Here is a 21959-nt window from a genome sequence, read left to right as displayed (position 1 = left end):
TTTACGACCAGCGGCGGAAAATCAACGAGGTGTTGACCCCACCAAAAGCGAAATTGTTGTTCATCACGTACTGGTTGCTCATCTGCCGGAATTCACCGCGCAGGTAATCGAGCTTGCCGCACTGCGGATCGATCTCATCGAGGTTGAAGGTGTGCACGTACAGGTCGCGGTTCATCATTTCGATGCTGAACCAGGATTCCAGCGCGCCGCAGGCTCCCAGGGTGTGGCCGAGGAAACTCTTCTGCGAGCTGATCGGCATGTGTTCGCCGAACAAACTGTTGGTCGCCAGTGTTTCGGCAATGTCGCCCTGTTCTGTCGCCGTGCCGTGACCGTTTACATAGCCGATGGCGCTTGGGTCGAGCCCGGCGTCTTCCAGGGCCAGTTCCATCGCACGGCGCATGGTGATCAGCTCGGGGCGGGTGGCATGCTGGCCGTCGGCGTTGCTGCCGAAACCGACGATCTCGGCGTGGATGCGGGCGCCACGCGCCAGGGCGTGTTCGAGCTCTTCGAGCACCAGCATGCCGCCGCCTTCACCGATCACCAGACCATCGCGGCCGCTGTCGTAAGGGCGCGGGCTGGTTTGCGGGGCATCGTTTTTCAGGCTGGTGGCGTAGAGCGCATCGAACACCATGGCCTCGGTCGGGCACAGCTCTTCGGCACCGCCGGCGAGCATCAGCGGGAGGCGGCCGAACTTGATCGACTCGTAGGCGTAACCGATGCCCTGGCTGCCGCTGGTGCAGGCGCTGGAGGTGGGGATCAGTCGGCCAGTGAGGCCGAAGAAGATGCTGATATTCGCTGCCGTGGTGTGCGGCATCATCCGCACGTAGGAGTTGGCGTTCAGGCCTTCGGCCACCGAATTGAGCAACATTTTGCCGAACGCCTTGATCTCGTCGGTGCTGCCGGTGGACGAGCCGCAGGATACGCCCATGCGCCCGTCCTTGATCGACTCGTCACCCAGCAGCCAGGCGTCCGCCAGGGCTTTTTCCGCCGCGCCGACGGCCAGCCGCGATACCCGGCCCATGCTGCGCAGTTGCTTGCGCGTCCAGTGGCCGGGCACCTGGAAGTCGTCGATCGGCCCGGCCAGGCGGGTGTTGAGTTCGGTAAAGCGATCCCACTCGTGCATGCGACGGATGCCGCTGCGGTTGGCGGCGAAGTTGCCGGCGATGGTATCCCAGTCGCTGCCCAGTGAGGTGATGCCGGCCATGCCGGTGACGACGACGCGCTTCATCAGCACAGGCCTCCATTGACGGCCAGAACCTGCCGGGTGATGTACGAGGCTTCCGCCGACATCAGGAAATTCACTGCACTGGCCACCTCTTCCGGGGTGCCCATGCGTTGTGCGGGGATCATTTTCATCAGTTCTTCCACCGGCACGTTTTCATCGAGCATCGCCGTGTCGATCAGGCCGGGTGCGACACAGTTAACCGTGATTTTGCGCTTGCCCAGCTCAATCGCCAACGCCTTGGCCGCGCCGATCAGACCGGCCTTGGACGCGCTGTAATTGACCTGCCCGCGATTGCCGATCAGCCCGGACACCGAGGTGATGCAGACGATCCGCCCGGCGGCGCGACGACGGATCATCGGCATCATCACCGGGTGCAGCACGTTGTAGAAACCGTCGAGGTTGGTGCGCATCACCACATCCCAATCCTCCTCGCTCAGGGCCGGAAAAGCACCGTCGCGGGTCAGGCCGGCGTTGAGCACCACGCCGTAATAGGCGCCATGGGCTTCGACATCGGCTTCAAGAATGGCTTTGCAGCTGGCGCGGTTGCTGACGTCGAATTGCAGGATGCGCGCGTTGCGGCCCAAGGCTTCCACTTCGGCTTTGACGGCTTCGGCGTCCGCCAAGCCGCTGCGGCAGTGCAGCACGATGTCATGCCCGGCCCGGGCCAGACGCAATGCGATGGCGCGGCCAATACCACGGCTGGAGCCGGTGACCAGTACGGATTCAGTCATCACTCGACTCCTTGGGATTCATGCAGATATTGAGCGGCTTGAGGCGGGCGGAACACGTTCAACCGGGCGGTCGCGTGGATGCCGGGGGCGGTGATGTGGCATTCGAACACGCCCATGCCGTTGTCGTCTTCCAGCGAGCGTATCCCATGGATGGTCAGCTCGGTGCCGGCAGGGAAGTGTTCCACGTTGCATTCGAATTTGCGGCTGCCAAGCAGGAAGCCCAGTTCCACCGCATTGCCTTTCTGGCGCGCATGGCAGCCGGCGTAAGCGGCGACGCTCTGGGCCATCAGTTCGATGCCGACCCAGGCCGGCAGACTGCCGTCGGGGCGATTGAACAGGCCGTCGGGTTTGACGGTGAGTCGAGTATAGATCTGCTCGTCGTCGAACGACAGGATCTGATCGATGAGGATCATGTCGCCGGCATGGGGCAGCAATTCGGCGATCGGCCAGGTAATCATGAGGCGTCTCCGATAATCAGGCTGACGTTATTGCCACCAAAGGCAAAGGAATTACTCATCAGGTAGCGGGGTGCAATGGACGTCAGGTGGTCGGTCGGGGTCACCCAATGCAATGCCGGCAACTCGGGGTCGGGCTGCTCGTCCCAGACATGGGGCGGCAGGGCATGTTCGTGGTTATCCGCGCTCAGGCTCAACCAGCAGAACGCCGCTTCCAGGGCACCAGCGGCGCCGAGGGTATGGCCGGTCATCGGTTTGGTCGATGAGCAAGGCACGCCTTGCGGAAACAGCGCCGTCACGGCCTGGCTTTCCATGGCGTCGTTGTGTTGGGTGGCGGTGCCGTGCAGGTTCAGATAGCTGATCTGTTGGGGTTGCAGGCCCGCGCGGTTCAAGGCTTTGTGCATGGCTTGCCGGGCGCCACGGCCGGTGGGTTCCGGCGCGGAAATATGGTGCGCATCGGAGCTGGCACCACTGCCGAGCAAAGCAATCGGTTGGCCGCCGCCGGCGGTTTTGCTCATCAGAAACAGCACCGCGGCTTCGCCGATGTTGATGCCGTTGCGGTTCGCCGAGAACGGGTTGCAGCGCTGCTCGGACACCGCTTCCAGGGCTGAGAAGCCATTGAGGGTCAGCTTGCACAAACTGTCGACACCACCGCACAACACGGCATCGCACATGCCCAGGTCGAGCAGTCGTTGGGCACTCATCAGAGCGCGGGCGCTGGAGGTGCAGGCGGTGGAGATCACATAGGCCGGGCCGCTCAATTGCAGCCAGTCGGCGAGAAACGTCGCCGGAGCGCCGAGCTCTTGCTGCTGATAGTCATAATCGGCCGGGAAGTGATGTTCACGGATGTAATGGGCCAGGCCGCGGCTGGCCTCATCGATGCCTGAGGTGCTGGTGCCCAGAATGACGCCGATACGGTCGCGGCCGTAGGTCTGGATCGCCTGCTCGATGTCTTGGCGAATTTGCAGCGCGGCCTCCAGCAGCAATTGATTGTTGCGACTGCTTTGATGAGCCAGCTCAGCCGGAATCGGTGCCAGCTCACCACGCACCGCCGCCACTGGCAACGAGCGCTCCGCTACCCAGCCGGCCTCGCTGCGTATGCCCGAGCAATCGCCGGCAAACAGGTTGCGGGCGACTTCCTGCTTGTCGCGGCCGAGGGCGCAGATTACCCCGAGGGCATTCAGGTAAGCGGTCATGGCGTGTTTTCGCCTAACGGGGTGACGCGATAGTGCGGGCCTTGGGACACGTTCAATTCAAAGCTCGGTGGTTGCGAAAGACTTGGTTGTGAATAGCGGATGTTCCAGCGCGCTGACAATGACCGTTGCCCGTCATTCTGCCGGGCGGCGGGATAGTTGCCGTGCAACTCGCCTTCGGGGGTCAATGCAAACAACAGGGCGGCGAACAGCTCCCGGGCTTCCGGATTGGGTGGCAGCAGCCCGTCGGCTTGCCATTGGCCATCGATCAGTTTCTGTCGTGCCACGGGAATCCCCAGCGGGTCCATCATCGACCAGCGAATGCCCGGGCCTTCACGCTGGATCACCAGCAGCCAGTCCTGACGCTGCTCGGCCATCTGCCGTTCGATGTGCAATTGCAGCGGCAACGCCAGGTTCGGGGTTCGCTCGGGCAGCGGCGTCTGGCTGGCACAGGCGCTCAGCAGCAGGACACAACCCAGAAGCAGGAAACGGATCATCAGACACTCTCTTCAAGGGGCTTGCGCGCGACCACATTGACCAGGGTTTCTTCCCGTTGGCCAAAGGGTTTTGGCTGGCGCAGGCCGAAGCGTTCGAGCAGGCCGAAATCCTTGGCGCGACTCCACCACAAGTAAGGGTAAGACACGTTCTGCGGGCCGAATTCAAAACCCTGCCGACGAATCATCTCCAGGTAGCCAGCGGCGCTCTTTTGCACGTGCATCGGGTGGCGGAACAGCCAGCGAATCACCCACGTATCAATGTAAGCCTCGGTGGACTCGGCGAACAGTAAATAGCCGCCCGGCTTGAGCACCCGGTAGAACTCGGCCAGGGCTTGATCCTGCTCGACCAGGTGATGGAAGGTCTGGTGGCAGAACAGCAGATCGACGCTGGCGTCCGGCACGTTGATGCTGGCGCAGTCACTGCCGATCAGCTCTACCTCCATGCCCTGGCGGGCCGCTTCTTCACCGCTCAGGTTCAGGCTGTGAGGGTCGGCATCCAGCCCGATCAGATGCTTGGGCGCGAAGGTCTGGCGCAGGTACTGGAACGACTTGCCCTGGCCGCAACCGGCGTCCAGCAAGACCGGATTGCTGGGCAACGGTGTGCTGAACAGGCTGCGCAAGTCATTGATCGCCACTCGCAATACGTGGTGCTGCCAGGTGTGGCTGCGCAGGAACCAGAAGCCGAAACGGGTTTCTTCGACGTAGTTGTCGCTCCAATAACTCATGTCGCATCCTTTGCGCACAGGTCCGAGATCATCCGCAGTCGACGTTTAGGTTCGCTGACGAACGGGTTGCGTTCATCCCAGGCGTAACCCGCGAGGATCGAGCTGATCATGCGGCGAATATCCTCTGTGCCGCCCTGATAGAAAATCACGTCCTGAAAGGTCCCGGCGTACCAGCCTTCGACGTAGCAACGGAAGGTGTCGACGCCGCGCTTGAGCGGTTCGGCGAATTCGGTTTGCCAGTCGACGCTTTCACCTTGCAGTTGGCGGTGCAGCACCCCGGCGGCCATGCTCGCCGAACGCATGGCGATGGTCACACCGGAGGAGAACACCGGGTCGAGAAATTCTGCGGCATTGCCCAATAAGGCGAAGCCAGGGCCGTGCAGGGTTTTGACGTTGGCCGAATAGCCGCCGATAGTCCGCGCGGGGGTATCCCACACCGCATTGTTCAGCACCCCGGCCAGGCTTGGGGTTTCATTGATGAAGCCGCGCAGGCAATCGTCGAGATTCTCGGTGCGGCCTGCGAAGTGTTCGGCAGCGGCCACCACGCCCACCGAGCAACGACCGTTACTGAACGGAATGGTCCAGAACCAGATGTCGCGCTGGGTCGGATGGGTGGTAATGAGGATTTTTTCCCGATCGAAAGCCGGGCTGTCGATACAGTCTTCGACGTGGGTGAACACCGCCTGGCGCACCGGAAAATTCGACGGCGCTTCAAGGTCCAACAAACGCGGGAGTACGCGACCGTAGCCGCTGGCATCGAGCACGAAATCGGCCTCGACGCGGTATTGGCTGCCATCTTCGCGAAGCACATCGAGCTGCGGTTTCGCCAGGCTGAAATCGACGCTGACGATGGCTTCGCCGTAACGGACGTCGACACCCTGCAATTCAGCCTGATCGGCCAGCAGCTTGTCGAAATCGGCGCGCTGGACCTGGAAGGTCGTCGGCTTGCCGTTGCTGAACGTCTCACCGAAATCGAAGGTGCTGTACTGATCGCCCCAGGCGAATGCCGCACCGTTCTTCAACTGGAAACCGGCCGCGTTGACCGCCTCGAGCATGCCGGCTTCTTCGACGAAATCCAGGCAGTGGGACAGCAGGCTTTCTCCGATGGAAAACCGTGGGAAATGCTGGCGTTCGATCATCAGCACATCATGGCCTTTGCGCTTGAGCAGCGCGGCGGCGATGGCGCCCGAGGGGCCGGCACCGATCACCACCACCTGACGACGTTCCATTTCAACTGTTGGCACGGGTGCTCCTTGCCGGGGCGGCGATGTTCAAAGGAATTCGGTGCATGCCGGCGAGTGCCGGCAGCAGGGTTGCGACCAGGCCCATCAACATCAGCGCGAAATACAGCTCGGGGCTGATGAGTTGTTGTTGCAGCAGCAGGTTGAGAAAGACGATCTCGCTCAAGCCGCGGATATTCAGTAAAAGGCTTTCCCGCCAGCGGCTGGCACCTTCAAACGAGACGCCGGCCCAGCCGAGGCCCAGCCAGTTGCCCAACAGTTTACTGGCGATCGGCAACAACAGAAGCGCGGCCAGTTGCACCCCACCGAGACTGTCGAGGGCGCTGTGCGCGTTGATCTGCACGATGCCGAACGTGAGGATCAACGGGATGGCGATCCAGGTCTGCAAACGACTCATCCACGCCGTCGGCAATGGCAGCACCAATGGCACCTTGAGCGCGGCCATACACAGCAGGTAACCGATGCCGAAAATCAGCGCATTGAGCTTGAAGTGTTCGGCAACCACCAGCAGTGCAAAGAAGCAGCCGCTGTACAGCAACGGTTGGCGCAAGCCGAGCAGTCGCAGCAACAACGGCAGGCAGGCACCGGCCAGCGGCAGCAACAGGCTGCTCAAGTGCAGGCTGCCCTGGGCGAACGCGAACAGGGTCCAGCAGGTCAGGTCGATCAGGATCGCGGTCTGCACCAGGCGCCGGGTGGCGACGGGCGGGTAGTTGATGTGGCGCAGGTACAGGTACAACACCGGAATCGCGGTGATGGCGAACAACAGACCGACCGCCAGCGAGCTGATCCACGGCTGTGGCGGCAGCAGCCAGACCGCTGTCGCCAGCCCGCAGGCAAACGGAATGCAGAAACTCGGCAGGGCGATTTTCAGGCTCTGGCGATCCAGTCGCAGGTCGATCACGTCGCTGAGGATGTGCCCCAGCAGCAAGGCAAAGCTCAGGCTGTAGAGGTTCTTCAGCCAACCCGGCGAGATCAGGTCGGCACCGCTGAGATGCCAGCCCGGTTCGATCCAGAAATACATCAGCAGCGGCAGGCCGAAGGTTGCCAGCAACAACTGGCTGACGATCGGAATCAGCCCGAAACGTCGACCGACACGGGTGGCCACGGCAAACAACACCAGGGCCATGACCCAGAACGCCGCGACCATCACGCTGCAGGCTCCGCAACCGGCGCGGCGTGGGCTTGGCGTCCGGCCCACGGCGCCAGGATGAAGCTGTACGCCAGGCCGAGGCTCACCGACAGGCCGAAGTTGCTCACTGCCGGTGTGCTGGATACCGCCAGCAGGCCAAACGACAACCATGTGGTCGCGGCTGCCAGCATGGTGCCCAACAGGCTCGCGGCGGCGCCGCCGATCTGTTCGCGCATGAGGATCGCGTAGTCGACGCTGATGGCTGTCACCAGCAGCAGGCCGAACAGGCTGAACAGCGTCAGCGGCTGCCCGAGCCAGCCGAGGCTTGCCAGGCTGCACAGGGCCGCCAGCAGTGGCAGAGAGACAATTCGCAGTGCGCCACCGAGACCGAATGGCAGGATCAGCACCAGCACGATCAACACGCAGGAGGCGAGTTTCAATTCAGCCGCGCTGATTTGAGTCGCGGCGAATACCTTGTTCAGGTCGCCGAGGCGGTCGACCAGTTGCACGCCCGGCAAGTCCAGCGCCTGGATCCGCAACAGCGCGGGATTGTTCAAGCCTTGCAGGCTGACCATCGCGGCCACGCCGTCATCGGTGGGCCCCAGCCACAGGGTGCGATAAGGCTCGGCCAATGGACCGGCCAGCGCTGTGTCGATGTCTTCGACGGGCAGTGCCTGCAACTTCGCCAACTCGGCTTGCAAGGCGTCAGCAGGCACGCCAAGGTCGAGCAACGGTTGCCAGAACTGCGGCAGCTTGCCCAGTGCATCACGCACTTTGCGCTGTTCGCTCGGCGGGCTGACCAACTGGTTGAGCGACAGGTAGCCCTGGAGTTTTTCCAGATTGACTAACTGATCCAGGCGCTCACTCAGTGCCGTCTGGCGTTCGAGCAACTCCGGCTGATTGGCCGCGCGCACCAGGAAGAATTGGCTGGTGGGTTGATAGCCAGTGATGTGTGCGATGGCCTGGGCTTCGTCGGTCAACTGCTGTGGTGTGCCAACCCATTGGCGAACGTCGTTTTTGGTCTGCAGTTGCAACAGACCGCCAACACAGAAGGCGATCAACAGCGCCAGCAGCACCGGTGTGCGTACGTATTTGAGCAGCGACTCGCGCAGCGCCAGCAAAGACTCGGCAATGCGCATCGGCCATTGCGCCGGACGCAGCTGCGCGCCCTTGAGCAGCGCCGGCAGCAGGCACACCGCCGACAGATAAGCGCCGAGCAGGCCGGCGGCGGAGAACACGGCTATCTGGGTCAGGGCCGGGAACGGCGTCCAGGCCAGGGCCAGGTAGCCGATGCAACTGGTGATCAGGCTCAGCGTCAGCCCCGGCAGGGTCAGGCGCAAGGCCGGCCAGCTGTGCCAGGGTTTCAGGCTCCAGCTTTTGGACAGGTAATGCAGTGGGTAATCCACCGCCACGCCGATCAGGCTTGAGCCCAGCACCAGCGTCATCACATGCATCTGACCGAACAGCGCCACGCAGGCCACCGCGCCGAACAGCATGCCCACCAGCACCGGGACGAACGCCAGCACCACCCGCCAACGCCGGAAGGCCAGCAACAGCAGCAACAGAATCCCCACGGTGGCGCCGCCACCGACCCAGGTGATCTCGCGCGCGGCTTGCCGTTGACCGCTGGCGGCATACAGCAGGCCGCTGGCGGCGAGCAGTTGCACATCCGCCCGGGCGGCTTCTTCGCGACTGTGCTGGAGCAGGTCAGCCACTTGCAGTGGCAGGTTCATGTCGAATGCGTTGCCGACGGTTCGCGCCCGCAGCATCACCCAGCTCTTGCCGTCGGCATCGGCGACCAGCACGCCGCTGCCGATGTCCAACTGCACCGAACCGCGCTGTGGCTGGCTGTTCTGGATGCGCCCGGTCAGGCCGAGCCAGTCATCCTGGCTCGGCACCAGGCTGAACCCGGTGAAGGGGTCGAACAGGGCTTGTACCCGTTGCTGGATAAAGGCGTCGGGATGCTCGATGAGTTGCTGGCGGTCGGCCGCGGACAGCATCGCCAGTCGGCCTTGCAGCAATTGCGTGCGCAGCGCTGGCAAGTCGGCTTGCAGGTTCCACTGGACCTTTTCGAACACGCCGCTGGCCTGCCACTGCTCGCCGAGTTTTTGCGCCATGGCGATGGCTTGCTGACGGTCTTTATGGCCGACCAGCACCAGCATTTCCCGGTTCAACGGTTCTTGCATGCGTTGTTCGGCGCGCAGCTCCAGCGCGTCCGGCGCGGTGCCGGGCACCAGTTCCATCAGGTTGGCCGACAGCGGAGTGCCGTCGCGCCACTGCCAACCGGCAAGTGCGAGCACTGCCAGCAGCAGGACCAGAAACAGCCGCGGCAGCATCCGTTCACTCGGCAAAGTCATGTTGCTCCGCATCACTCAAAGGTTGGGCGCTGGTGCTGTCCTGCATGCGCAACAGGGTTCGGTCACCCTGGGTTTCAAGCAGCTCGATGCTGTGCACCAGTTCGCCGCCGTCAATGTTGATTTGATTGAACACCTGCTTGAGCAGCATCGAGCGCGGGGTCAGGGTCAGCTTCCAGTTCTGTGCGTCGCCGCTCAGCGACAGCTCGAAATCCCGTTGCAGGCCACTGCTGTCGCCTTGCAGCACGGCGAGGAACAAACGGTTCTGTTCGGCACCGGCACTCTTGTTAGGCAGCATTTGCCAACCGCTGGCATCCCGCCGGGCAATGCCCTTGTCGCTGATGCGGTAGTCCTGTTGCAGGGGTGTTTTCAGCAGCCAGAGCAGGCCGTGATTTTTCGCCAGAACGAAGGTGCCCTTGCTGGTCAACGGCTGGGGCAGGGCGCGCAGGTGTTTTTCCTGGGTAAAGCTGCCGTGGATCACATCGGGTTTGGCCAGCTGATCGCTCAGTTGCTGCAGATCGAAGGCCTGGGCCAACGATGAAAGCCCGAGCAACGCTAAAGCGCCAAGGCATTTGAAAAGCGAATTCATGGCAGCACCCTTTCAACCGCATCGGTAAACACCTTGGGCGAAGCCAACTGCATTTCGCGGCTGCTCATGTCGACGGCAACCTGCACTGAAACAGCGCGGGTCAGACGTTCGCCGGTTGCGAGATCGCTGATCAGGTAATTGATCTTCAGTCGGTTCTCCCATTCCACCAGGCTGGCGCGCACATTCAACTTCTGGCCGAACACGGCGCCGCGCACATAGCGCAACTGCAAGTCGATCACAGGCCAGGCGTAACCCGACGCAACCATGGCGTCGTAGTTGTGGCCGATCCTGTCCAGCAGCGCACAGCGGGCGATTTCCAGGTATTTGACGTAATGACCGTGCCAGACCACGTTCATGGTGTCGACGTCAAAGAACGGGACGAGGATTTCCGTATCGGTGTGAAGCACTCCCTTGCTACGCATGCAGCCTCCAGTGTTGCTCGGCAATGCGGTGCAGGCACAGGCGCAATTCGCCTTCCAGGGCACGGTCTTCGATGACCGGCGGGAAGTCTTTGGCCAATTCTTCGTGCATCGCGGCCAGGGCCGGTGGCAGTGGGCGCGCGTCTTCAGCCTGGCCGCGCAGCCACACGCCTTGATTGGCGGCCAGCAGCGTGGCGGCGGCAACCTGTTCGGTCAGCTCCAGCACGCGGATGGCGTCGCGGGCGGCGATGGTGCCCATGCTGACTTTGTCCTGGTTGTGGCACTCGGTGGAGCGCGAGAAGACGCTGGCCGGCATGGTGTTTTTCAGGGCTTCGGCGGTCCAGGCGCTGGTGCCGATCTGCACGGCCTTGAAGCCGTGGTTGAGCATCGCGCGGTCGGCGGTGGCGCCGGACAGGTTGCTCGGCAAGCCATGGTTGTAGCGTTCGTCCACCAGCAGCGCGAGTTGACGGTCGAGCAAGTCGGCGACGTTGGCCACCAGGTTTTTCAGGCTGTCCATGGCGAACGCAATGTGGCCGCCGTAGAAGTGCCCGCCGTGCAGCACGCGTTCTGCTTCGGCGTCGATGATCGGGTTGTCGTTGGCGCTGTTGAGTTCGATCTCGATGAACGAGCGCAGCCAGTTCAGGCTGTCGGCCAGTACACCGAGCACGTGTGGCGCGCAACGCAGGGAGTAACGGTCTTGCAGGCGATGCAGCGGCGCGGTCGGCGCGTCGATCGCCAGATCCTTGCGCAACCACGCGGCGACTTGCATCTGCCCTGGATGGGGTTTGGCGGCGAACAGGCGCTCGTCGAAGTGCTCCGGGTTGCCCTGCAAAGCGACCACGTTCAGCGCGGTGATGCGCGTGGCCAGTTGCAGCAGGTAATCGGCACGGGCGTAAGCCAGGCACGCAAGGCCGGTCATCACGGCGGTGCCGTTCATCAGTGCCAAGGCTTCCTTGGGGCGCAATACCAGCGGTTGCCAACCCAGTTCCTTGTGCACATCAGCCGCTTGCCGGCGTTCGCCGCGGAACATCACTTCGCGCTCGCCGGACAAGGTCGCGGCGACGTAGGACAGCGGCGTCAAATCGCCGCTGGCGCCCACTGAACCTTCTTCCGGAATCAGCGGCAGGATGTCGTGTTCAAGGAACGCTTGCAGGCGCTCCAGCAGTTCCACGCGCACCCCGGACACGCCCTGGCACAGAGACTGTAAACGTGCCGCCAGCACCGCACGGGTGGCTTGGGCGTCGAGCAGTTTGCCCAGGCCGCAGCCGTGGAATGTGTACAGATGACGAGGCAGGGCTTCGACGTGGTGCAGCGGCACCGCCACCACACAGGAATCGCCATAACCGGTGGTCACGCCATAGATCACGCCTTCCTTGTCCAGCAGGGAGTCAAGGAACTGCGGACCCTTGGCAATGCGCTGGCGAAACTCGGAGTCGCCCTGCAACTGCGTCGGCACCTGACGGTTGGCCAGGGCCAGCACGTCTTCGATGCGCAAAGGGAGTTCGCCGAAGGTTACCGGCTCAAGCGTTGGCGTCGTCATCGGTCTTCCAGAAAGGGTAAAAGTTGAACCATTGTTGGGGCGCTTCGAGGCAATAGTGACCCAGGCGCTCGGCGTAGCGAGAAGCGCACTGATGAATGACCTGTTCGCGCTCGTTGCGTTTCCATACCACCGCCTCGGCGAACGGCTCGAGGGTCAGTCGATAGTCGCCCGTGGGTTTCTTCAGGCACAGCAGCAGATTGACCGGGCATTTCAGCAGACCGGCCAATAGCCAAGGGCCCTGAGGGAAGGCTGCCTGATGACCGAGAAAATCCACTGTCACGCTGCGCCCGCCATGCAGTGGCACGCGGTCGCCGGCAATCGCCAGCCATTCGCCGCGTTCCAGGCGTTCATGCAGCTGCAACATGATCATCGGGTCGAGCTCGCTGACCTGAATCAGCCGCAGATTGGTCGCCCCGGCTTCGCCCAGCAGACGGTTGAACTGTTCGGCGTGCTTGGTGTGCACCAGCACGTTCATGGTGACTTTCTCGCCGATCTCGGCCAGTGCCCGGCAGACCTCGAGATTGCCCAGGTGCGCGCCCACCAGCATCTGCCCGCGGGTGCCGCGCAGCTTATTGCGCAGCAGCGCCGGGTCGATGATTTCGATCTGCTCGATGCTCAGCTTGCCGTTCCACACGTCGAGTTTGTCGAGCATGGAATCGGCGAAGGCCATGAACTGACCGAACACCCGCCAATGAGTCGGACGCAATTCGCTGCGCCCGCTCCAGTCGGCGAGCCGCTGCTGGTATTGCCAGGCGCTTTGGCGGGCGCTGCGTCCGAACAGGAAAAAGTACAGCACGATGCCGTACAGCAGCGGGCTCAGCAGTCGGCGGCCCAAGATTTTTGCGCAGAGCGCGGTGAATTTCATCAGCCAGAAACTGCCGCGTTCCTGGCGGTTGGCCCAGTGCTGTTCGTCTGCGTTGCCGTTCATGCCCGCCACCGTCGCCAAAGGATCACCGGTGCCCGCAGCAACATGCCGAAGAACAGCCGGGTATGCATGCTCGTAATCAGTACGTTGTCGTAGAACAGCCGGAAATGCGAAACGCCATCCAGAGGGTAACGGACCCTGGTTTTCAGCCACTGCATCGGCAGATTGCGCCAGGCCAGGCGCACCAGGATGTCGGAGTCGAAGTCCATGCGTTTGCCGATCCTGGCCGAGTCGATCAGTGCCAGGGTCGGTGGTAATGGATAGAGGCGGAAGCCGCACATGGAGTCGCGAATCTGCAGCGACAGGGTGTTGATCCACACCATGACGTGAGTCAGGTAACGGGCGTACAAACGACCTTTCGGCACGCTGGCGTCGTATTGCGGATAGCCGCAGATCACTGCCTCGGGATGGGCGCGTGAGTGTTCGATGAACACCTTGACGTCTTGCAGGTCGTGCTGGCCGTCGGCGTCCACCTGCAAGGCATGGCTGAAGCCCAGGCGCGAGGCCTCCCGCAGACCGGTCATCACTGCGCCGCCCTTGCCCTGATTGACGGTGAGCCGGATCAGATAAACCCTGTCGCGCTGCGCCAGTTGGTCGAGCACCTTGGCGCAGGCGGGGCTGCTGGCATCGTCCACCAGAATGCACGGCAGATCACAGGCAAGCAGCGCATCGACCACGGCAGTGATGGCGGTTTCGTGGTTGTAGACCGGGATTACGGCGCAGGGGTTATGCATCGCTGGCAGCCTCCAGCAAAATCCGCCCGCTGGAGCAGGTGGCGGTTTCGTTGCGATAGGCGAAATACAATTTGCCGCGCGCCGGGTCGAAGCGCAGGTGCAACTGGATTTCATCACCAGGGCGCACCAGTTGCTGGAATTTCAGCACTTCCATGCCGGCGAATTTTGCCGGCAGGTCCATCAATTGCTGGCCCAGGCTCAATGCCCACTCCACTTGCACCACGCCGGGCAATACCGGGGCCCGGGGAAAGTGTCCGCTGAAATACGCCAGGTCCGGCGGGACGGCCAGTTGCAGGCTCCACTCACCATCGGCTTCGACCTGCTCCAGCACTTGCGGCGCCTTTGGGCGGGGCGCCAGCAGCAAGGCTTCAACCTCAGCCTGGGGCAGTTTGCCCTGCGCGTTCAGCGGCAACTGCCGCAACAGGCGCCAGCGTCGTGGCAGGGCCAGCGTTTCACAGTGCTGGCTCAGATGCTGACGCAACGCTTGCGTCAGGCTGCGTCGTCCCTGATTGCGCAACGCGTGCATACCTCGCTCGCTGAGCACCAGCAGCGCCCCCAATGAGGCGCGGTTTTCCTGAACCACTCCCAGGCGCGCTTCGGCGACCCAGGCGTGCGCCATCAGCGCGTGTTCGAGCATGGGTAGCGAGATACGTTTTTCTTCCAGTTTGACGATCCGGTCCAGCCGCCCCAACAGCTCGAAACGGCCGTCGGCGGCGATGCGCGCGGCATCGGCGGTGTGTTCGATATGACCTGCCGGCAGGTATGGCGATGCGATAAGCAGGGCGCCATCGCTGTCCTGGCTCAGCTCCACGCCGGCGAAGGGCTGCCAGAGATCCTGGCCCTGACGCCAGGCGATACCGCCGGTTTCCGAGCTGCCGAGGATCTCGGTCGGCCATTGTTGCAGGCGTTCGTGCAGGCTCTGCGCCGCTTCGGCGGGTAACGCGCCACCGGAGGAGAACACTCGGCGTACCGCGCTCAGCGCTGGCCAGTCGAGGTTGTCGCCCATGCGCTTGAGCAACGCCGGGCTGGCGACCCAGGCGAAGGCCGGGTGTACGCGGCTGGCGCGTTGCAAGTCTTCCGGGAACGCCAGTTGCTTGCGCACGAACGAACGCCCGGCGCACAGCGGCCACAGCACCCGAAACAACAAGCCGTAGATGTGCTGGGTGGCGACGCTGCCGATGATGCAGGCTTCGCCCAGATCTGCGCCCCACACGTGCTCCAGCGCTTCGACTTCATTGGCCAGTTGGCGCAGGGTTTTGTCGATGCGCTTGGGTTCGCCACTGGAGCCGGAGGTGCACAGGCTCAGCTGACAACGATCCAGGTCCAGCGGGTGGGCCGGCAGCGGCGGATGCCGATAATCGCTCAGGTGTGCATCGTCGGCTTGATCGGTCAGCCACAGATCGACCTCGCTCGACCAGCGCTGGCGTGTCTGCGCTTGCAGGTCGGCGGGCAGCAGTACGCTGACCCCGGCACGCCAGGCGCCGAGCAGGGCAATGGCCAGGTCGGCGGCGTCTTCAAGGTGCACGGCGATGCGCTGCACACCCTGGGCTTGCAGGCCGGCAGCCAGGCTCAGGGCCCGGTCGCACAATTGCGCGTGATTCAACGCCGGCTCGGCCGTTACGGCACGCTCCGGCTGAGCCTTGAGCAGCAGTTGCTCAAGTTTTATCCAATTCATGGGTGGCCTCGTACCCGTTGTCGTATCAGCCATTCAATGGCGAACATCAGGCCGATCAATCCATAGGAGATCAGGCCGGTGTACAACATCCACCAGCTCAGCGGCGCCCAAAGGGTCAGGGCGGCGGCGCACAAACCGTTGCAAAGAAAAAACACGCTCCAGGCAATGGTCACCTGGCGGGTGTAGCGAATGGCCCTGGGCGGTAGTTCCGGTTCTCGCAGGCGGGCCAGGCGTTCGACCATCGGCGGGCCGTATTTCAGGCTAAGACCGAACAGCGCCAGCATGAACGCGCTGATCAGCACCGGGTACCAGCGCAGCAGCACCGGGCTGTCGAACACTGCCAGCAACAGGCAGAACGCGATGGCGGCCGTGGACATCCACAGGCTGCCGGGGCGCCGTTCGCCGGTCAGCGCTCGCGCCAGCCACAGGCTGCCCAGCAGCAGACCGAACTGCCACGGGGCAAAATGTTCCATGCCGAAATACACCGCAAAGGGGTACAGCAGGCCTGCGAGCAGCAGGCCAAGGCCGATCAGTCGGCTCATGCGGCGGGCTGAACCAGACGGTAAACCGCCTCGACCACGTCGCTGACGGTACGCACCGATTTGAATTCTTCGGCGGCGATTTTCTTGCCGGTCTGGCGTTTGATGTGATCGATCAGGTCGACCGCATCGATGCTGTCGATTTCCAGATCCTGGTACAGGTTGGATTCCAGGCTGATGCGCTCGGGGTCCAGCTCGAAGAGTTCGACCAGAGCATCGCGCAGGGTGTTGAAAATATCGTCACGAGTTTGCATGGTCCGGTCTCAAGCTGCCTGTTTTGCAGTGACGAACGCCGCAAGGCTCGCCACGTTGCTGAAGTGATTACGGGTGTCCTTGGCGTCGGCATCGATTTTGATGCCGTACTTTTTCTGGATCGCCAGGCCGAGTTCCAGCGCGTCTACCGAGTCCAGGCCCAGGCCTTCGCCGAACAGCGTCTGGTTGTCGCCGATGTCGTCGACGCTGATGTCTTCGAGGCCCAGGGCTTCGATGATCAGCTCTTTGATTTCCTGCATCAGGCTAACGGTGTTCTGATCGCTCATCTTCGGCGAGCTCCTTGATAAAGTAAGAGTGCAAATAGTCGTTGAGCTTGCGCGAGGCCTGGGGTGCAGGGCCTTGCGTAGCGAAGGCCTGTGGGTCTATATCGGCCCCGACGCGAAAACTGAAGTGCACGCGGCGTTTGGGGATCCGATACCAGGGTTCGGCCTTGGTCAATGTGGTCGGGTTGACCTTGATGATCACCGGGGTGAGGATTCTCGCACCGCGCAGGGCGATTGCCGCCGCCCCCCGATGAAAGGCCGGCGGTTGGCCGGGTCGGGTCCGGGTGCCCTCGGGAAAGATGATCAGGGTCTGACCGCTTTTCAGCGCGTCGGCAGCGGCGTCGAGCATGTCCATGCTGCCATCGTTGCTGATGTATTCGGTACAGCGTAGCGGACCGCGAGTGAACGGGTTTTCCCAGAGGCTTTTCTTGACCACGCAGTTGGCGTGGCGCACCAGGCCGATCAAAAACACCACATCGATCAACGAGGGGTGGTTGGCGACGATCATTTGGCCTGGGCGCCCGAGTTTTTCCGCCCCCTGTATGTCATAGGTCAGCACACCGCTGCGCGCCATGAACCGAATGAAAAACCAAAAACACCGGCTGACCGTATGTCGCGCGCGCTGACGATGGACCTGGGCGCCTCCCGGCAGGCAATTCAACAGCGGGAACACCACCAGTCGCAGGCACAGGCTGCTCAACCCGAACAGGGTGAAGCTTGCGGCAGTGGCCAGCAGGCGCCAGTAGTAGGCGTCGCGGTTTTTATCGGTTACGGGTTGCGTTGCCAGGTCCATACACGATTTTTCCAGGCATGTTGGCAGGTTGTTTGCTGGCCGAGCAGCGTACGCAACAGATTCAGGGCATGGGGCCAGCGGGCTTTGGACAACGTGTGCGGGGCGCTGTTCAGCGACAGTTGCCACTGATTACCGGGGGTGATCAACAGGCCGACCGCATAAGGGAAAGGCACATCATCGATCCAGGCCGAGTAGGCGGCGGGCGGTTGTTCTTCGGTGACGATCAGCAGTACCGCGGGCGCGCCTTCCTCAAGCAGCGCCGCGGCCTCCAGCATGCCGTGTTCAAGGCCATCGCCGGCGGCGGCGAGGGCGGTCATTTCGCTGGTTTCGCCACGCATGATCGACCACAGGCCGATGACCGCGTTGTGCACCGACAGGCTGAACTGGGTGGGCGACAACGGTTGGTCGGTCGCCAGGTCGCTGAGAATTTCGAAGGTGCGCGGGGTTTCGCCGTGGCGAGAAATAAAGACCAACGGTAAATCCGGATGACCATCGGCCAAGGGCCAGCCGACACTGAACGCCATCCGCGCCAGACGGCTGAGTCGCCGACGCTGCATGGCCGGCAGAAACGACACATCCGGGGCGGCATCGCTGGGCTCGAGCACGACCGGTTGTCGGCTCCAGGCCTGCCAATCATCCACGCTTTCAAGCCCAGGGGCCCAAGCGCGCCATTGGGCGATGTTGAAGTTGATCACAGACATTCATCCCGCCCCTGCGGGCTTCCTTTAACGCGGTGAGTCGCAAGAACCGCGGCTGACCTGACGTGGCGCTTAACGCCGAATGGCGCGCATTATCCCGGTGCTGCGGGCGTGTAGCAAATGCTGGTTACATTTTGCGCAACGAAATGTACCGTCTGGTTCGCGAAAAGCTGTCGTTTGGCCATTATCCACAATGCGGCGGACATGTCTGTCGGCACTGTCGGCTATCAATGGACGAGTTGGCAGCTTTTCCGGCCAGAGATTTGCCTATGACTGTGTAGTCTAGATGCTGGCGAGGTAGCTAAGCAGCGATGTGGACTACTACACTCGGTCATTCTTTGATACACGGAGGTTTAGACATGCGGCGCGTGGTGTTCAATCAGAAAGGTGGCGTGGGCAAATCAAGCATTGCCTGCAATCTGGCGGCGGTCAGCGCCAGCGAAGGCTATCGCACGTTATTGGTGGATCTCGATGCCCAGGCCAACTCCACTCAATACCTGACGGGGCTCACCGGTGAGGATATCCCGATGGGTATCGCCGACTTCTTCAAGCAGACCCTGTCCTCCGGGCCGTTCTCGAAGAAAGGTCAGGTCGACATCTACGAAACTCCGTTCGACAACCTTCACGTCATCACTGCCACCGCCGAGCTGGCAGACTTGCAGCCCAAGCTTGAGGCCAAACACAAGATCAACAAGCTGCGTAAATTGCTCGAGGAGCTGGACGGTGATTACGACCGGATCTACCTCGACACCCCGCCAGCGCTGAACTTCTATGCCGTCTCGGCCTTGATCGCCGCTGATCGTGTGCTGATTCCCTTCGACTGCGACAGCTTCTCGCGCCAGGCGCTGTATGGTCTGCTGGCGGAAATCGAAGAGTTGAAGGACGACCACAATGAAGGGCTGGAAGTCGAAGGCATCGTCGTCAACCAGTTCCAGGCTCGCGCCAGTCTGCCGCAGCAAATTCTCGACGAACTGATTGCCGAAGGGCTGCCGGTACTGCCGGTGTACCTAGCGAGTTCGGTGCGCATGCGCGAATCCCATCAGGCCAACACGCCGCTGATCCACCTCGACCCGCGGCACAAGCTGACCCAGCAATTCGTCGAACTGCACGCTCTGCTGGAAAATACCTGAATCGCTCTTGTTGAAGGGGCTTCAGATCCCCTGACTGCGCAACCAGCTCATCAACTGCGGTAACGGGAAGGCCCCGCTCTGACGAGCCACTTCCCGGCCGTTCTTGAACAGAATCAGGCTCGGGATCGAGCGAATCCCCAGCTGCGCCGACAACTGCTGATTCGCCTCGCTGTCCAGCTTGGCCAGCCGACACTTGCCCGCCAACTGCCCCGCCGCCTGCTCGAACACCGGCGCAAACGACTTGCACGGCCCGCACCAGTCCGCCCACACATCCACCAGCAACGGCAGGTCACCCTTGATCTGACTGGCGTAATCGCCTTGCTTCAATTCGAACGGCTTGTTCAGCAAGACCTCGGCCTTGCAACGGCCGCACTTTGGATGATCGTTGAGGCGCTCGGCGGGGATGCGGTTCAGGCCGTTGCAGTGGGGGCAGGGGATGAGGAGTGGGGCGGTCATGAGGGAGGTCCTGTTAAGAAGCCGATCACTCCTATGTGGAGACGTTTGCTCATATTTTCAATCGTGCAGCGTATAGCGATGAAACTAGGCTGAATCGTACTGAGCGAGACCGTTGGTCTGCTGAAGATTATCGCAATTTGCGATATTTTGGATCTGTGATTAACTCCCCATAGCAGAATGCGATAAGGATGTTGCATGCATGTGTTCACCGAAAAACCAATTCGTGAGGCCAAGGAAAAGTGGCCGCGGGCAGCCAATGCATTGGAGCAGTGGTATCGACTCGCCAAAGGGAGTAACCCGGGAGACTTCGCTGCAATGAAGTCTATTTTTCCCGCAACCGACAAAGTCGGCGAGTTTCATGTGTTCGATATCGATGGCAACAAATTGCGGCTAATCGCTTTTGTCAGGTATCGGTCTCAAAAGCTGTATATCAAGCATGTGCTGGATCACAGTGAATATGAGCGAGGTAAATGGAAGGAGGGAAGGGTATGAGTGTTCTAATCAAAAAAGCTGCCGAGCATTGGGAGTTCGTCTCGCCATTGCTTCGAAAACCGAAAAACGAAGACGACTATGACATGTTGGCGCGGGCACTCGATGAATTGCTTGAGATGACCGGCGATGATGAGTCGCACCCGTTGATGAGCTTGGTGGACATCATCGGTGACTGGATTGCGGAGTGGGATCGCAACCATCACCCCATGCGCGAAGCCTCTGGTGCAGAGGTTCTTGGCTATATGATGCGCGAACACGGCCTGAGCCAGAGCGAGCTGCCCGGTGTGGGCACGCAATCGGTAGTCTCGGAGATCTTAAGCGGCAAGCGCCAGCTCAACCTGCGGCAGGTTCGCTGGTTGGCCGAGCGCTTTGGTGTGTCCGTAGAGACCTTTATCTGACAAGCCTCACGACGAACAACTGATCTCCAGATGTTTGCCCCATTCCGGTGGCCGCTCGGCGTAGCTCTCCATTCCAGGTTGCTCCTCGAACGGATTGCTCAATACCGCGTGCAAACGACGAACTTCTGAATAGTCGCCGCTTTCCGCCGCATCGATAGCTTTTTGCGCCAGATAATTGCGCAGGATGTACAGCGGATTGACCGCATGCATTCGTTTGCGGCGCTGCTCCTGATCAATCACGCCTTCACGGGCAACCCGGGCGGCGTAAAGCTCGCCCCACGCATCGAAACCCTTGATGTCGACAAAGTCATCGCGCAACCGGGCGACAGCCAGTTCCGGTGACTCATCGCCCAGGCGGCGGAAGAACAGGCTGTAATCGACGCCGCTGTTCTGCATCAGTTGCAGCAGGTGCTCCAGCAGTTTCTGGTCGTCGTCTTCGGCGGTAGTAAGACCGAGGCGGCGGCGCATCAGGTCCAGGTAGTGGGCCTGGAACAGTGGCAGGTACAGGCCGAGGGTTTCGCGCAGGGCTTCGACGCTGATGAACGGTGTCAGGGCCTGGGCGAGGGCGCTGAGGTTCCACTGGCCGATCGGTACCTGGTTGCTGAAGGAGTAGCGGCCCTGGTCATCGGAGTGGTTGCAGATGAAGTGGGCGTCGAAGTCGTCGAGGAAGGCGAACGGGCCGAAGTCGAAAGTGATGCCGAGGATCGACATGTTGTCGGTGTTCATCACGCCGTGGCAGAACCCATAGGCCTGCCATTTGGCGATCAGTTCGGCATTACGCTCGACGATATCGCGGAACATTGCCAGGTACGGTTCCGGCTGTTCCAGGCAGTGCGGGAAATGCATGGACAGCACGTGCTCGCCGAGCGTTTTCTGTTGCTCGGGGCGCTTGGTGTAGTAGAAAAATTCGAAATGCCCGAAACGCACATGGCTCGGCGACAGGCGCAGAACCATGGCCGCACGTTCCTGTTTCTCGCGCCAGACCGGCGTGTCGGAGCCGATCACGCACAGTGCGCGCGTGGTGGGAATGTTCAGGGCATGCAGGGCTTCGGAGGCAAGGAACTCGCGGATCGAGGAGCGCAGCACCGCCCGTCCATCGCCCATGCGTGAGTAAGGCGTCTGACCGGCACCCTTGAGGTGCAGGTCCCAATGCTCGCCGGCTTCGTTATAGACCTCGCCCAGCAACAGGCCGCGACCGTCACCCAACTGCGGGTTATAGGAGCCGAACTGATGCCCGGAATAGACCATCGCCCGCGGCTCGGCTTCGGCCCACAGCTTGTGGCCGCCGAACAGCTCGGCGAACACGGGTGTTTCGGCCTCGGCCGGGTCCAGGTCCAGCAGTGCCATGGCGGCGGGGCTGGCGACCACCAGTCGCGGAGCCGCAATGGGCTCGGGCAGTACGTGGGTTGAGAACGCATCGCCCAGGCGGGCGAAGCGATTGTCGAAGGTCAGTTCGTCGAGGGCTTTCAACGGCCATCTCCAGCA

General features: G+C 61.9%; 25 protein-coding genes. 3 read left to right on the top strand and 22 right to left on the bottom strand.

The window, feature by feature from the left end:
* Nucleotide 1: 1 nt before the first annotated feature.
* From AC1D2Q_RS10415 to AC1D2Q_RS10320, 20 genes are read right to left on the bottom strand one after another with little or no spacing between them, the layout of a single operon-like run.
* Nucleotides 2-1228 carry a beta-ketoacyl-ACP synthase gene (locus AC1D2Q_RS10415; RefSeq protein WP_477813139.1) on the bottom strand — a complete coding sequence of 409 codons (1227 nt, stop codon included), beginning with the start codon at nucleotides 1226-1228 and terminating at the stop codon, nucleotides 2-4.
* Entirely contained in the window at nucleotides 1228-1956 is a 729-nt protein-coding gene (fabG, locus tag AC1D2Q_RS10410) for a 3-oxoacyl-ACP reductase FabG (RefSeq protein WP_019581870.1), read from the bottom strand. Before fabG ends, AC1D2Q_RS10415 begins: the two co-directional genes overlap by 1 nt.
* Nucleotides 1956-2414: a hotdog family protein gene (locus tag AC1D2Q_RS10405; protein WP_477813138.1), complete on the bottom strand. Its 459-nt coding sequence runs from the start codon at nucleotides 2412-2414 to the stop codon at nucleotides 1956-1958. Before AC1D2Q_RS10405 ends, fabG begins: the two co-directional genes overlap by 1 nt.
* Nucleotides 2411-3607: a beta-ketoacyl-[acyl-carrier-protein] synthase family protein gene (locus AC1D2Q_RS10400; RefSeq protein WP_477813137.1), complete on the bottom strand. Its 1197-nt coding sequence runs from the start codon at nucleotides 3605-3607 to the stop codon at nucleotides 2411-2413. The genes AC1D2Q_RS10405 and AC1D2Q_RS10400 overlap by 4 nt, the downstream gene beginning before the upstream one ends.
* Nucleotides 3604-4101, bottom strand: a complete 498-nt coding sequence (locus AC1D2Q_RS10395) for a hypothetical protein (protein ID WP_477813136.1) — start codon at nucleotides 4099-4101, stop codon at nucleotides 3604-3606. The genes AC1D2Q_RS10400 and AC1D2Q_RS10395 overlap by 4 nt, the downstream gene beginning before the upstream one ends.
* The gene (locus tag AC1D2Q_RS10390) at nucleotides 4101-4826 is read right to left on the bottom strand and encodes a class I SAM-dependent methyltransferase (RefSeq protein ID WP_477813135.1); all 726 of its coding nucleotides are present in this window, start codon (nucleotides 4824-4826) and stop codon (nucleotides 4101-4103) included. The genes AC1D2Q_RS10395 and AC1D2Q_RS10390 overlap by 1 nt, the downstream gene beginning before the upstream one ends.
* Nucleotides 4823-6070, bottom strand: a complete 1248-nt coding sequence (locus AC1D2Q_RS10385) for an NAD(P)/FAD-dependent oxidoreductase (protein ID WP_477813134.1) — start codon at nucleotides 6068-6070, stop codon at nucleotides 4823-4825. Before AC1D2Q_RS10385 ends, AC1D2Q_RS10390 begins: the two co-directional genes overlap by 4 nt.
* Nucleotides 6057-7214, bottom strand: coding sequence for a sodium:proton antiporter (locus AC1D2Q_RS10380; RefSeq protein WP_477813156.1), 1158 nt, complete (start codon nucleotides 7212-7214; stop codon nucleotides 6057-6059). The genes AC1D2Q_RS10385 and AC1D2Q_RS10380 overlap by 14 nt, the downstream gene beginning before the upstream one ends.
* On the bottom strand, nucleotides 7214-9553 hold the full coding sequence (locus AC1D2Q_RS10375) for an MMPL family transporter (RefSeq protein WP_477813133.1): 2340 nt from the start codon (nucleotides 9551-9553) through the stop codon (nucleotides 7214-7216). The genes AC1D2Q_RS10380 and AC1D2Q_RS10375 overlap by 1 nt, the downstream gene beginning before the upstream one ends.
* Entirely contained in the window at nucleotides 9537-10139 is a 603-nt protein-coding gene (locus AC1D2Q_RS10370; protein WP_477813132.1) for an outer membrane lipoprotein carrier protein LolA, read from the bottom strand. Before AC1D2Q_RS10370 ends, AC1D2Q_RS10375 begins: the two co-directional genes overlap by 17 nt.
* Nucleotides 10136-10561 (bottom strand): acyl-CoA thioesterase, encoded by a 426-nt coding sequence (locus AC1D2Q_RS10365; RefSeq protein ID WP_477813131.1) that lies wholly within the window; start codon nucleotides 10559-10561, stop codon nucleotides 10136-10138. Before AC1D2Q_RS10365 ends, AC1D2Q_RS10370 begins: the two co-directional genes overlap by 4 nt.
* A complete protein-coding gene (locus AC1D2Q_RS10360) occupies nucleotides 10554-12098 on the bottom strand; it encodes an HAL/PAL/TAL family ammonia-lyase (protein WP_477813130.1) in 1545 nt (514 codons plus the stop codon). Before AC1D2Q_RS10360 ends, AC1D2Q_RS10365 begins: the two co-directional genes overlap by 8 nt.
* Nucleotides 12079-13026 carry an LpxL/LpxP family acyltransferase gene (locus AC1D2Q_RS10355; RefSeq protein WP_477813129.1) on the bottom strand — a complete coding sequence of 316 codons (948 nt, stop codon included), beginning with the start codon at nucleotides 13024-13026 and terminating at the stop codon, nucleotides 12079-12081. Before AC1D2Q_RS10355 ends, AC1D2Q_RS10360 begins: the two co-directional genes overlap by 20 nt.
* Nucleotides 13023-13757, bottom strand: a complete 735-nt coding sequence (locus AC1D2Q_RS10350) for a glycosyltransferase family 2 protein (protein WP_477813128.1) — start codon at nucleotides 13755-13757, stop codon at nucleotides 13023-13025. The genes AC1D2Q_RS10355 and AC1D2Q_RS10350 overlap by 4 nt, the downstream gene beginning before the upstream one ends.
* Complete coding sequence (locus AC1D2Q_RS10345; protein ID WP_477813127.1) at nucleotides 13750-15432, bottom strand: ApeI family dehydratase; 1683 nt, start codon at nucleotides 15430-15432, stop codon at nucleotides 13750-13752. The genes AC1D2Q_RS10350 and AC1D2Q_RS10345 overlap by 8 nt, the downstream gene beginning before the upstream one ends.
* Entirely contained in the window at nucleotides 15429-15974 is a 546-nt protein-coding gene (locus tag AC1D2Q_RS10340) for a COG4648 family protein (RefSeq protein WP_019581882.1), read from the bottom strand. The genes AC1D2Q_RS10345 and AC1D2Q_RS10340 overlap by 4 nt, the downstream gene beginning before the upstream one ends.
* Nucleotides 15971-16225 carry an acyl carrier protein gene (locus tag AC1D2Q_RS10335; RefSeq protein WP_007936741.1) on the bottom strand — a complete coding sequence of 85 codons (255 nt, stop codon included), beginning with the start codon at nucleotides 16223-16225 and terminating at the stop codon, nucleotides 15971-15973. The genes AC1D2Q_RS10340 and AC1D2Q_RS10335 overlap by 4 nt, the downstream gene beginning before the upstream one ends.
* Before the next feature lie 9 nt (nucleotides 16226-16234).
* Nucleotides 16235-16510, bottom strand: coding sequence for a phosphopantetheine-binding protein (locus AC1D2Q_RS10330; protein WP_018928588.1), 276 nt, complete (start codon nucleotides 16508-16510; stop codon nucleotides 16235-16237).
* On the bottom strand, nucleotides 16488-17300 hold the full coding sequence (locus tag AC1D2Q_RS10325; RefSeq protein WP_305410890.1) for a lysophospholipid acyltransferase family protein: 813 nt from the start codon (nucleotides 17298-17300) through the stop codon (nucleotides 16488-16490). Before AC1D2Q_RS10325 ends, AC1D2Q_RS10330 begins: the two co-directional genes overlap by 23 nt.
* A complete protein-coding gene (locus AC1D2Q_RS10320) occupies nucleotides 17276-18001 on the bottom strand; it encodes a beta-ketoacyl synthase chain length factor (protein WP_019581883.1) in 726 nt (241 codons plus the stop codon). The genes AC1D2Q_RS10325 and AC1D2Q_RS10320 overlap by 25 nt, the downstream gene beginning before the upstream one ends.
* A gap of 356 nt (nucleotides 18002-18357) precedes the next feature.
* Between AC1D2Q_RS10320 and AC1D2Q_RS10315 the strand changes: the two genes are divergently transcribed.
* Complete coding sequence (locus AC1D2Q_RS10315; RefSeq protein ID WP_477813126.1) at nucleotides 18358-19128, top strand: ParA family protein; 771 nt, start codon at nucleotides 18358-18360, stop codon at nucleotides 19126-19128.
* 21 nt (nucleotides 19129-19149) lie between these two features.
* Here the strand turns inward: AC1D2Q_RS10315 and trxC are convergent, their stop codons facing one another.
* Entirely contained in the window at nucleotides 19150-19584 is a 435-nt protein-coding gene (gene trxC / locus AC1D2Q_RS10310) for a thioredoxin TrxC (protein WP_477813125.1), read from the bottom strand.
* Nucleotides 19585-19779: 195 nt separating this feature from the next.
* On the opposite strand from trxC, the gene AC1D2Q_RS10305 reads away from it, so the two are divergent.
* The gene (locus AC1D2Q_RS10305) at nucleotides 19780-20076 is read left to right on the top strand and encodes a type II toxin-antitoxin system HigB family toxin (protein WP_477813124.1); all 297 of its coding nucleotides are present in this window, start codon (nucleotides 19780-19782) and stop codon (nucleotides 20074-20076) included.
* Entirely contained in the window at nucleotides 20073-20474 is a 402-nt protein-coding gene (locus AC1D2Q_RS10300; protein WP_018928582.1) for a helix-turn-helix domain-containing protein, read from the top strand. The genes AC1D2Q_RS10305 and AC1D2Q_RS10300 overlap by 4 nt, the downstream gene beginning before the upstream one ends.
* 6 nt (nucleotides 20475-20480) lie before the next feature.
* Here AC1D2Q_RS10300 and selO read toward each other — a convergent pair whose 3' ends face one another.
* Nucleotides 20481-21944, bottom strand: coding sequence for a protein adenylyltransferase SelO (gene selO, locus AC1D2Q_RS10295; protein ID WP_477813123.1), 1464 nt, complete (start codon nucleotides 21942-21944; stop codon nucleotides 20481-20483).
* Nucleotides 21945-21959 lie beyond the last annotated feature (15 nt).

The sequence above is a fragment of the Pseudomonas sp. P1_A1 genome, assembly GCF_056406935.1.
This window is presented reverse-complemented; position numbering and strand designations above follow the sequence as displayed.